Source organism: Mesorhizobium sp. M7A.F.Ca.CA.002.15.2.1, from assembly GCF_003998715.1.
In the GTDB taxonomy this organism is placed as follows: Bacteria; Pseudomonadota; Alphaproteobacteria; order Rhizobiales; family Rhizobiaceae; genus Mesorhizobium; species Mesorhizobium ciceri.
This window is the reverse complement of sequence record NZ_RZPI01000107.1, coordinates 1-11,159: the sequence shown is the minus strand read 5'-3', so window position 1 is coordinate 11,159 and position 11,159 is coordinate 1. Positions and strand designations below refer to the sequence as shown.

At 62.7% G+C, this 11,159-nt stretch carries 7 protein-coding genes and 2 pseudogenes; 4 read left to right on the top strand and 5 right to left on the bottom strand.

Annotated features, from left to right (window positions below; all coding sequences use genetic code 11):
• Positions 1-115: pseudogene (locus ENZ74_RS09200) on the top strand (aldehyde dehydrogenase family protein); the annotation flags it as partial.
• On the opposite strand, the pseudogene ENZ74_RS09195 reads toward ENZ74_RS09200, so the two are convergent.
• The 5 genes and pseudogenes from ENZ74_RS09195 to ENZ74_RS09175 all read right to left on the bottom strand — a co-directional run.
• Positions 97-519, bottom strand: a pseudogene (locus tag ENZ74_RS09195) (iron-containing alcohol dehydrogenase); the annotation flags it as partial. The pseudogenes ENZ74_RS09200 and ENZ74_RS09195 sit on opposite strands and share 19 nt — an antisense overlap.
• A 17-nt stretch (positions 520-536) precedes the next feature.
• Positions 537-1,925 carry an aldehyde dehydrogenase family protein gene (locus ENZ74_RS09190; RefSeq protein ID WP_063168962.1) on the bottom strand — a complete coding sequence of 463 codons (1,389 nt, stop codon included), beginning with the start codon at positions 1,923-1,925 and terminating at the stop codon, positions 537-539.
• 127 nt (positions 1,926-2,052) lie between these two features.
• The gene (locus ENZ74_RS09185; protein ID WP_013529682.1) at positions 2,053-3,423 is read right to left on the bottom strand and encodes a glutamine synthetase family protein; all 1,371 of its coding nucleotides are present in this window, start codon (positions 3,421-3,423) and stop codon (positions 2,053-2,055) included.
• 87 nt (positions 3,424-3,510) lie between these two features.
• Positions 3,511-5,067 carry an amino acid permease gene (locus tag ENZ74_RS09180; RefSeq protein WP_013529681.1) on the bottom strand — a complete coding sequence of 519 codons (1,557 nt, stop codon included), beginning with the start codon at positions 5,065-5,067 and terminating at the stop codon, positions 3,511-3,513.
• Between the two features lie 44 nt (positions 5,068-5,111).
• The gene (locus ENZ74_RS09175) at positions 5,112-5,930 is read right to left on the bottom strand and encodes an N-formylglutamate amidohydrolase (RefSeq protein WP_024502760.1); all 819 of its coding nucleotides are present in this window, start codon (positions 5,928-5,930) and stop codon (positions 5,112-5,114) included.
• A gap of 144 nt (positions 5,931-6,074) precedes the next feature.
• Between ENZ74_RS09175 and ENZ74_RS09170 the strand changes: the two genes are divergently transcribed.
• The 3 genes from ENZ74_RS09170 to ENZ74_RS09160 all read left to right on the top strand — a co-directional run.
• Entirely contained in the window at positions 6,075-6,902 is an 828-nt protein-coding gene (locus tag ENZ74_RS09170; RefSeq protein WP_063168963.1) for a MurR/RpiR family transcriptional regulator, read from the top strand.
• Positions 6,903-7,095: 193 nt separating this feature from the next.
• Positions 7,096-8,256 (top strand): efflux RND transporter periplasmic adaptor subunit, encoded by a 1,161-nt coding sequence (locus ENZ74_RS09165; RefSeq protein WP_127312740.1) that lies wholly within the window; start codon positions 7,096-7,098, stop codon positions 8,254-8,256.
• Positions 8,253-11,159 (top strand): efflux RND transporter permease subunit (locus tag ENZ74_RS09160; RefSeq protein WP_164760977.1); only part of this gene is annotated, 2,907 nt, incomplete at its 3' end. The genes ENZ74_RS09165 and ENZ74_RS09160, both read left to right, overlap by 4 nt.

Sequence of the window (11,159 nt, the reverse complement as noted above, 5' to 3'; positions counted from 1 at the left end):
CGTTTATGTGCACGAGAAGGTCTATGACGAATTCGTCGAAGGCTTCATCGCCGAGACAAAGAACTATGTCGTCGGCAATCCGCTCGATCAGGCGACGACGATGGGACCGATGGCGTCCGAATTGGCGCGCGTCCACCAGTCGTCGACATCCTCGAAATCCCATACCGGCCTGACCTGCCCGACCTGGAAGGCGATCAGCTTGCCGAGATCGAGCGCCGAACCGCCGCCGAAGGCGATGACGCCGTCATGTTTGCCCTTCTTGAACACGGCGATGCCGGCGGTCAGATTGGACTCGACCGGGTTAGGCCTGACCTCGGAGAAGACGCCGTAAGGAACCTTGGCGTCGTCGAGTATCTTCAGCGTCGAGGCGACGACCGGCAGTTTCGCCAGTCCAGGGTCGGTGACGAACAACGGCCGCTTGATGCCGGTGGCCGCCAGCACCTCAGGCAATTCCTTGATGCGGCCGGCGCCGAAGCGGACGGTGGTGGGGTAGTTCCATTTGGAGATCAGCTTGGACATTTTTGTCTTTCAATAAATCAGATGGCTTCGCGCAGATGGAATGATTTCGGCCGGGTCAGATTGTCGTAGCCGATGGCCGACAAGCCCGCACCCTTGCCGGTGTCCTTGACGCCGGTCCAGACCAAGGCCGGGTCGAGGTAGTCGCAGCGGTTCATGAACACCGTGCCGGTCTCGACGCGGTTGCCGATCGCCACGGCATGCTCGGTATCGCGCGTCCAGATCGAAGCGGTCAGCCCGTAGGGACTGTCGTTCATCAGCGCGATCGCCTCTTCGTCGTTGCGCACCTTCATGATGCCGACGATCGGGCCAAAGCTTTCCTCGCGCATGACGCTCATCTGATGATCGACTTCTGTCAGCACCTCAGGTGCCAGATAAGGCGAACCAGCCTTGTCGTTAGCCACCTTCATGTTGATGTGCGCCTTGGCACCCTTGCGCAGCGCTTCCGCCTTCTGTTCACGGATCAGGTCAGCAAAGCGCGCCTGCGCCATCGGTCCCATCGTCGTCGCCTGATCGAGCGGATTGCCGACGACATAGTTCTTTGTCTCGGCGATGAAGCCTTCGACGAATTCGTCATAGACCTTCTCGTGCACATAAACGCGTTCGATGCCGCAGCAGCACTGGCCGGAATTGTAGAAGGCGCCGTCGACCAGATTGGCGACCGCATGGTCCATCTTGGCGTCGGGCAGCACATAGGCCGGATCCTTGCCGCCAAGCTCGAGGCCGAGCGTCATGAAGGTGCCCGCCGCCGCCTTTTCGATGGCGCGGCCGCCGCCGACCGAACCGGTGAAATTGACGTGGTCGATCTTGCCCGAGCCGAGCAGCCTTTCGGTCTGGGCGTGGTTCAGCACGACATTCTGGAACACGCCCTTGGGCAGGCCGATCTTGTCGAAAGCCTGCTGAAAGCGCTCGCCGACCAGCAGCGTCTGCGCCGCATGCTTCAGGATCACGGTGTTGCCGGCCATCAGCGCCGGCACGATGGTGTTGACGGCGGTCAGATAGGGATAATTCCACGGCGCGATCACCATGACGACGCCGAGCGGGTCTTTCTTCACATAGCGGCGGAAACCGTCCTTGGGGTTGGAGGCCGGCACCGATTTGAGCGCCTGCTCGGCGATCTCGACCATGTAGTTGGTGCGTTCCCTGACGCCGCCGAATTCGCCGCCATAGCGCACGGGCCGCCCCATCTGCCAGGCGATTTCCGGCACGATCTCGTCGGTCATCGCGACCAGCGCTTCCAGCATAGCCAACATGTACTTGCCGCGCTCGACGATAGGTGTCTCAGCCCACTTCTCTTGCGCCGCCTTGGCGCGTTCCACTGCGGCGTTGATCGCCTGGTCTGTAGCAATCGGCCGCTCGGCATAGATCGAGCCATCGACGGGGGTAATGAGTTTGACCGTCTCGGTCATTTTGTAAGTCCTCGTATTCTACAACAAAATCGTGTGGCCTGGCGCTGCCCCTCATCTGCCTGCCGACAGCCTCTCCCCACGGGGAAAGGCTAAGAGTGAAGGGGTGGCGCCGACGAACCGCCGATACCTAATACCGCTCGAAACCTCTGTGCAGTTCCCAATCCGTAATCCGGCGGTCGTATTCGAACTGCTCCCACTTTGCGGTGTGGACATAGTGTTCGAGCACATCCTCGCCGAGCGCCTGCTTGAGCATCTTCGACTTCGCCAGCGTGTCGGTGGCATCGCGCAGCGTCTTCGGAATCTCCGGCAGGCGAGATGCCTGATAGGCATCGCCGACGAACGGCTTCTGCAATTCCAGCTTTTCGTCGATGCCGGCAAGGCCGGCGGCGATCAGGGCTGCGAAAGCAAGATACGGGTTGAGGTCGGCGCCACCGATGCGGCATTCCATGCGGATGCCCTTGGTGCCCTCGCCGCACAGGCGGAAGCCTGCGGTGCGGTTGTCTTCGCTCCACATGATCTTGGTCGGCGCGAAGGTGCCGGCCTGGAAGCGCTTGTAGGAGTTGATATAGGGCGCCAGGAACCAGGTGAATTCCTTGGCGTATTTGAGCTGGCCGGCGGCCCATTGCTGGCCGAGTGTCGACAGCGTCCAGTCGGCCTTTTTGTCGAAGAACAGCGGTGTCTTGCCGTCGGCGCTCCACAGCGAATTGTGGATGTGGCTGGAATTGCCGGCGAGCCCGTAATTATACTTGGACATGAACGAAATCGCCTTGCCCTCGGACTCGGCGATTTCCTTGGCGCCGTTCTTCAGGATGACGTGGCGGTCGGCCATGTCGAGCGCCTCGGCATAGCGCACATTGATCTCTTCCTGGCCCGGACCCCACTCGCCCTTGGAATTCTCGATCGGAATGCCGGCCGCTTCCATTTCGTTGCGAAGCCGGCGCATGACGCCTTCTTCCTTGGTGGTGATGCCGATCTGGTAGTCGCCGATATAGGGCGATGCGGTGTCGAGACCTTGCCAGTGCTTCTTGCGGGCCGAATCGTAGGTCTCGTTGAACAGATAGAATTCGAGCTCGGATGCGAAATAGCCGATATAGCCGCGCTCGCTCAGCCGCTTGACCTGCTTCTTCAAGATGGCGCGCGGCGAATGCGGCAGGTCGTCATGCGTGTGGTGGTCGAGCACGTCGCAGATCACGAGCGCGGTCTTTTCCAGCCAGGGAATGCGCCGCAGCGTGGCGAGATCCGGCTTCATGACGAAATCGCCATAGCCCTTCGACCAACTCGCCGCCTTGTAACCCGGCACCGGCTCCATATCGATGTCGGCGGCCAGCAGATAATTGCATCCATGCGTTTCGTCATGCGCGGAATCGACGAAGTACTGCGCCAGGAAGCGTTTTCCCGCCAGCCGTCCCTGCATGTCGACGATGCAGGCCAGCACGGTGTCGATCTCACCGCTGGAGACCGCTTTCTTCAACTGATCGAACGAGAAATTTCCGGCCATTCCTTTGGCACTCCAGCGCTTGGGCTTTGAATGAGTTGAACGAAACCATGGCCGGCACGATGCCGGCCATGGCCATGATGGTGGAGGTCAGTGGCCGGTTTCGCCGACTGCCTGTTCGGCCGCCTTGATGGCCGCCTGACGCGCCGCAATGATGTCGCCGAGCGGCGGCCCCTGGAAGCGGCGCTTCTCGAAGCCGAACCAGACGACTGCCGTCAGGATGAAGAAGCCGACGGTGATGTAGAGCGCCCAATCGTTCGGCGGCTGGATGCCGATGATGAAGATCAGGATCATTGAGACGATCGACAGGAAGGCGAACAGCATGAACACGCCGCGCCCCATGTTCCAGGGACCCATCTTGTCCCACTTCGGCGTGCCCCAGGCGAGCATGCCGAGCACGATCGGCACGGTGAAGGAGAGGAACAGGAAGATGACGGTGCAGGAAACCACGATGGTGTAGGCCGAAGTGCCTGCGACCGAAACCAGCGTCGAACCCCAGACGAACAGCACCGACAGGATCGAAGCCGTCCAGATCGCCGCCACCGGCGTGCGGTAGGTCGGGCTGACCTTGGCGAGTGCCGCCGAACCCGGCAGGCCGCCGTCACGCGAGAAGGCGAAGATCATGCGCGAGGCAGACGTCACCGTGGCAAGGCCGCACAGCAGCTGCGCGACGAACACGACGAGGTAGACGAACTCCTTGATGCCGGGGCTTACACGCTGGTCGAAGGCCCAGAAGAACACGTTCCAGCCCTGCTTGGCGGCATCGTCCATGTTCGGGATCATCAGCACGAAGGCGGCCAGGAACAGATAGCCGAAAACGGCCGACCAGATCACCGACATGACCATGGCGCGCGGCACGGAAGAAGCCGCCTTGATGGTTTCCTCCGAGGTGTGCGCGGAAGCGTCATAACCGGTGATCGTGTAGATCGGCAGCAACAGTCCGAGCGCGAACACCCAGGCATTCGAGACGGATGGCCACACGCCGGCGCCTGCGTCCCCGGAATAGTTCTTGAAGGTGAAGAGACGGCTGAAATCCCAGGTCTCAGCGGAAGCCAGGCAGACGATGGCGATCAGGATCGAGCCGAAGAAGATGAGATAGCCCGAGAAATCGGTCAGCTTCGCCGTCAGCTTGATGCCGAGATGGTTGATCAGCGCCTGCGCGCCGGTGATGATGATCAGAAAGATCATCTGGTTTGTCAGCGTGCCTTCGATTCCGAGCGTCGGGCCGAAAGCGCCGATGAAAAACGTCCAGGTGCCGACATTGATGGCGCCGAGCACGGTGATCAGGCCGAGCAGATTGAGCCATGCGGTGACCCAGCCGGTGCCGCGGTTGCCGAGGATCGAACCCCAGTGATAGAGGCCGCCGGCCGTCGGATAGGCCGAGCTGATCTGCGACATGGCGACCGCAAAGGTCAGCGAAACGAAGCAGCCGACCAGCCAGCCGATGCCGATGCCGATGCCGCCGGCGCCGGAGGTGGCCTGGGCCAGCGAATTGATGCCGCCCGACAGGATGCAGATGATGGAGAAGGAAACGGCGAAGTTCGAAAAGCGACTGAGGCGCCGCTCCAATTCCTGGGCATAGCCCATGCTGTGGAGGTGCTTTACGTCCTCCGCCTTGTCAACTTCAGTATAACCCGGTGCTGCCATTTTAGTGTCCCCTGTTGGTTTTCGGGTCGGGATGAGATCCCGCCCTAGCTAGCCGATTGAACTGACTTTCCGACTGAATGCGATCTGGTGTGTCCGGCCTCCTCTGGCTCCAGATCCGAAAAAATGCCCGTGAGCAGATCCGCCCATTTCCGCTGCCCGGTCTCGCCGGCGATTTCGTCATTGCGGATTTCGATCATCGCGCAGGGCAGTCCGCGCGAGCGCGCATGCCGTTCCAGCGTGAAATAGACGCGGTCATCAGGTGAATACGGCTCGTTGACCCCGACGGTGACACCGGAAAGCCGCTTCAGCGCCGATATCAGCGGCGCCGCCAGCCGGCGATCCTCGTCATGGATGATGCCGATATGCCAGGGCCGGTTGCGGCCCTTGTATACCGGCGTGAAGGAATGGACCGAAACCAGCCGCGTTTCCTGACCGTGTGACAGCCTGTGGCTGATGATATCCGCAATCGTATCGTGGAAAGGGCGCCACGAAAGCGCGACACGCGCGGCACGCTCACTTTCCGACAGGCCGGCATTGCCCGGTATGGCCGTTGTCTCACTGACCGGCGGCACCAGGTCGGGCGCGTCAAGCGGCCGGTTGCAGTCGATGACAAGGCGCGAAATGCGGGTTTCGACGAGCGTCGCGTCGAGCGCCTGCGCCATGCGGCGGGCAACCGGCAGCGCGCCGGGATCCCAGGCGATGTGGCGCGACAGGTCCTCGACAGCAAGGCCGAGCGTGCCGAATTCGGCGGGCAGGAAGTTCGAGGCGTGATCGCAGGTCAGCACGAAAGGGCTTGATCCGCCGGGGTTCGTCACCCTTACGGTATCAGACGATGCAAGGCTGGCGGGCCGTGCTTTCTCCATACTCTGCCGTCCCCGGGGAGCGCTGTATCGTATGTTACGTATTTTGCCTCATTGCGTCCCTGTGGATGATTTCATACAGTTTGTCCGGCTTTGTCAAATGCGATTTCGGAAAAGACCATCGACCGAGCCAAGGGTGGGGAAAAGATGATTTCCAACATTGCCGAACTGATCGCCGACCGCGTCGGCACGATGCCGGCCAGCGAACGGCGCGCGGCCCAGACACTGATTGCCTTCTACCCGATGATCGGCTTGAAAACGGTCGCTGAATTCTCGGCCGCAGCCGGCGTTTCCTCGCCGACAATCCTGCGTTTCGTCGCCCGGTTGGGCTTTCAGAACTATCCGGAGTTCCAGTCGAGCCTGCAGGACGAACTGGCGGCGCAACTGCAATCGCCGGCGACAAGGACGCTCAATCCGCCCTCGCCCGGCGGCGGGACCGTGTCGCCGATGCTGGAAGCGACGCTCGACAATATGCGCGAGACATTCAGGCACCTGTCCGACAAGCAGCTTGCCGACATCGCCGCCCGGCTGGCGGACCGGCGCGGCAAGACCTTCCTGATCGGCGGCCGCTTCACCGATCCGCTGGCGCGCTACATGGCCGCCCACCTCGCCATCATCCAGCCGGATGTCTTTCACCTCGCCGGGCAGGAAAGCATGTGGCGTGACCGGCTGATCGACATGGGCAAGCGCGACGTGCTGGTCATCTTCGACATCAGGCGCTACCAGGACAGCCTCCTCCGCTTCGCCGAGAAGGCGCATCAGCGTGGCGTGCAGATCGTACTGTTCACCGACCAGTGGCTGTCGCCGATCGCCCGCCTTGCTCGCCATGTCATCGCCGGACGAACCGCAGTGCCGTCGGCATGGGATTCATCGGCGGCCCTTTTCGTCGTCGCCGAAACGCTGATCGGCGCCGTCACCAGGCAACTGGAAGCAGAAGGCGCCAAACGCATTCGCGAGATGGAAAGTCTGCGTTAGTGCATATGCGATGATCCGAAGCGTTACGCATATTTTCTCAAACGTTACATATATTTAATGTGCGCAGCCCCCGGAGAATTGTCATAAAGACGCGATATCGAGACGGCTTCTTTGCCTTACAATAGCCTCGCTGCGTCTGCTTCATTTCGGGAAACCGGTAGACGGAAGGATTGTTTTACCAACCGGAGTGCTGATGGCCGCCTGGAAACAGATACTTTTTGCACTCGTGGTGCTGGTGGTGGCGGCAGCCGCCTGGCTGCGCTTTTATCCCGGCGCACCGGACGTGCTGGCACGTTGGGGCATCGACTGGGCTTACGCGGCAACGCCCCCGGCTGAAACCGGTGCCGCCAACGCGAGGCAGGCAAACGGCCGCAACGGCAACCAGCGGGTGAACGTGGTCGCCTTGGCGGCCACTTCGGCTGTTATCAACGACCGCCTGCAGGCGATCGGCACCGGCCGTGCCAACGCCTCGGTGACCGTCAATCCTTACAGCTCCGGCCGCCTCGCCGAACTGCTGGTCGAATCCGGCAGCCATGTCGAGAAGGGACAGATCCTCGCCACCCTCGATTCCGAGACCGAAGTGATCTCTCAGGACCGTGCCAAGCTCGCCTTGCAGGACGCTCAGTCCAAGCTCGACCGCGTTAAGTCGCTGCGTGCCTCCAATGCCGCGACCCCGGTAGCCGTGGCTGATGCCGAGGTGGTGCTGGCGGGCGCCAAGCTGGCGCTTCAGGACGCGGAACTTGCACTGCAGCGCCGGTCGATCCTGGCGCCGATCGCCGGCACCGTCGGCATCCTGCCGATCTCGGCCGGCAATTACGTCACCAACCAGTCGGCCATCGCCACGCTCGACGACCGGTCCTCGATCCTGGTCGATTTCCTGGTACCCGAGCGCTTCGCCGCCGCCGTCAAGGTCGGTGCGCAATTGACGGCGACGCCGATCGCCAATCCCAGCAACGCCTATAGCGGCACCGTTTCGGCCATCGACAACCACATCGATGAAAAGAGTCGCACGCTGCTGGTCAAGGCCAAGATCGCCAACCCGGCCGATTCGCTGCGCGCCGGCATGTCGTTCGGCATCACCATGAAATTTCCGGGGCAAACCTATCCGGCCGTCAGCCCGCTGGCGATCCTGTGGGGGTCGGACGGCGCCTATGTCTGGCAGATCGAGGATGGCAAGGCCAGGCGGGTCCCGGTGCGCATCATCCAGCGCAACACCGAGACCGTGCTGATCGACGCCGAGATCGACAATGGCGACATGGTGGTCACAGAAGGCACCCAGAGCGTCAGCGAGGGCGGCGCGGTTCGCCTTGCCGGCGAAAAGCAGCGCGCCGCGGACGCCGCCGCAGGCTCATGACCGGAACCATCAACACCGCCAGCGAGACCGGCTTCACCGCCCTGTTCATCCGCAGGCCGGTCATGGCCTTCGTGCTCAACACACTGATTGCGGTCGCCGGCCTGGCCGCTTTCTACGGCGTCGAGATCCGCGAACTGCCTGATGTCGACCGCGCGGTCGTCACTGTTTCCACCACCTTCGAGGGCGCGGCGGCCGAGACCGTCGACCGCGAACTGACCGACACGATCGAGGGCGCCGTCGCCCGCGTCTCAGGCGTCAAGTCGATCTCGTCGTCTTCCTCGTTCGGCTCGAGCCGCGTCACCATCGAGTTCAACGACGGCGTCGATCTGAATGTCGCCGCCTCGGACGTGCGTGATGCTGTCGGCCGCGTCGCCAATCAGATGCCCGACACCGCCGATCCGCCGCGCATCGTCAAGGCCGACGCCAATTCCGACGCGGTGATGCGACTGGCGGTGACCTCGGACAACATGTCGATCCAGGACATGACCGTGGTGGTCCAGGACCAGATCGAGGACGAGCTTGCCGCCGTGCCCGGCGTTGCCGACGTCCAGGTCTATGGCGACCGCGACAAGATCTTTCGCATCGATGTCGACCAGAACAAGCTGGCCAGCCTCGGCTTCACGGTTGCCGATCTCAGGGCCGCCCTTGCCTCGGTCGCTTTCGATTCCCCTGCCGGTTCGATCACCACGACCAACCAGGACCTGATCGTCCGCACGACTGCCGACGTGACCACGCCGGAAGAGTTCGAAAACATCATTGTCGGCGGCACGACGCGCATCCGCGACGTCGCCACCGTCACGCTCGGTCCCGACGTCGGCCAGACCACGCTGCGCTCGGATGGCAAGACCGGCATCGGCATCGGCATCATCCGCCAGGCGGAATCGAACACGCTGGACATCTCGACCGGCGTCCAGTCCGCCGTCGCCAAGCTGCAGGAAAACCTGCCCAAGGGCATGTCGATCAAGATCACCAGCGACGACGCCGTCTTCGTCAAGGGCGCGGTGCACGAGGTCGAGATCGCACTCGGCCTGTCCGTGACCATGGTGCTGATCGTCATCTATGTGTTTCTCCTCGACTGGCGCGCGACGCTGATCCCCGGCCTGTCGATGCCGGTCGCCATGATCGGCACCATCGCTGCCATCTATCTGGCCGGCTTCTCGGTCAACATCCTGACCCTGCTCGCTCTGGTGCTGGCGACGGGACTGGTCGTCGACGACGCCATCGTCGTGCTCGAAAACATCGTGCGACGACGCAATGAAGGCATGGGGCCCCGCGCCGCCGCCGTGCTTGGCGCGCAGGAAGTGTTTTTCGCCGTCATTGCCACCACCTTGACGCTGGTCGCCGTCTTCGTGCCGATTTCGTTCCTGCCCGGCCAGACCGGCGGCCTGTTCCGCGAATTCGGCTTCGTGCTTGCCATGTCGGTGCTATTGTCCTGCGTTGTGGCGCTGACGCTGTGCCCGATGCTCGCCTCGCGCATGCTGACCAGCGCATCGCTCCACCACGAAGGGGGCCATGGCATCGGCGCCCGCATCGGCGGCGCGCTCAATACGGCCTACAAGCGCGGCCTACACGCCTGCCTCGACGCGCCATGGATCGTGCTTCTGGTCGCGGTGCTGTTTGCCGGCACCGCCTTCACGCTGTTCGGCACCATCCGCCAGGAGCTGACGCCGACCGAGGACCGCGCCGCCGTGCTTCTGCGCATCAGCGCCCCGCAAGGCGTCAGCCTCGACTATACGACGCAGCAGATGCAGAAGATCGAGAGACTGATCCAGCCGATGCGCGATTCCGGCGAGATCCGCTCGACCTTCGAGAATGCCGGCCAGAACGGCTCCTACAATTCCGGCTTCATGGTGATGACGTTGGCGCCGTGGAACGAGCGCAGCCGCAGCCAGCAGGAGATCATGGCCGAGATCAGCCAGTTGACCAGGCAGGTGCCGAGCGTGCGCATCTTCCCGGTACAGCCCAACAGCCTCGGCATCCGTGGCGCCGGCAACGGCCTGCAGTTCGCGCTGGTCGGCAACGACCGCAAGGCGCTCGGCGACGCAGCCGTGAAGATCATCGCCGAGATGCAGAAGGACGCGCGCTTCCAGACACCGCGCCTGTCGATCGACCCGACGCAACCGCAGCTCGCCGTGGCCATCGACCGCGAGCGCGCCTCCGACCTCGGCATCGACATATCGGGACTGGCCAACACCTTGCAGGCCATGCTCGACGGCAACGATGTCGTCGACGTCTACATTGCCGACCGCAGCTACGGCGTGAAGCTGGTCTCGACCACCAATCCGATCAACGATCCGACCGATCTGGAAAACATCTTCCTGAAGACGGCAGACGGACGTTTCGTGCCGATGTCGACCATCGCCACGCTGACCGAACGTGCCGTACCGCCATCGCTGTCGCGCGAACAGCAGCAGCCCTCGGTGGCCATCACCTCCAACCTCAGTGGCGACTTCGCGCTTGGCGACGCGCTCACCCGCGCCGAGGAGATCGCCACGCCGCTGCTGCCTGCGGGCAGCCGCATCCTGCCTCTGGCCGAGGCGGCGACGCTGGGCGAAACCAACAGCGCCATGATCACCATTTTCGGCTTCGCGCTGGTCATCATCCTTTTGGTGCTGGCCGCCCAGTTCGAAAGTTTCGTCAGTGCCGTCATCATCATGGCGACGGTGCCGCTCGGACTGGCCTGCGCGATTTTCGCGCTTCTGCTCTCGGGCACCAGTCTCAACGCCTACAGCCAGATCGGCCTGGTGCTTTTGGTTGGCGTCATGGCCAAGAACGGCATCCTGATCGTCGAATTCGCCAACCAGCTGCGCGATCGCGGGCTTGGCGTGCGCGAAGCGATCGAGCAGGCCTCGATCATCCGCGTGCGGCCGGTGATGATGACGATGATCTGCACCGTGCTCGGC

Excerpts from the sequence above, each read along its gene's own strand:
- ENZ74_RS09190 (WP_063168962.1), bottom strand. The coding sequence starts at position 1,925 with ATGACCGAGACGGTCAAACTCATTACCCCCGTCGATGGCTCGATCTAT.
- ENZ74_RS09185 (WP_013529682.1), bottom strand. The coding sequence starts at position 3,423 with ATGGCCGGAAATTTCTCGTTCGATCAGTTGAAGAAAGCGGTCTCCAGC.
- ENZ74_RS09180 (WP_013529681.1), bottom strand. The coding sequence starts at position 5,067 with ATGGCAGCACCGGGTTATACTGAAGTTGACAAGGCGGAGGACGTAAAG.
- ENZ74_RS09175 (WP_024502760.1), bottom strand. The coding sequence starts at position 5,930 with ATGGAGAAAGCACGGCCCGCCAGCCTTGCATCGTCTGATACCGTAAGG.
- ENZ74_RS09170 (WP_063168963.1), top strand. The coding sequence starts at position 6,075 with ATGATTTCCAACATTGCCGAACTGATCGCCGACCGCGTCGGCACGATG.
- ENZ74_RS09165 (WP_127312740.1), top strand. The coding sequence starts at position 7,096 with ATGGCCGCCTGGAAACAGATACTTTTTGCACTCGTGGTGCTGGTGGTG.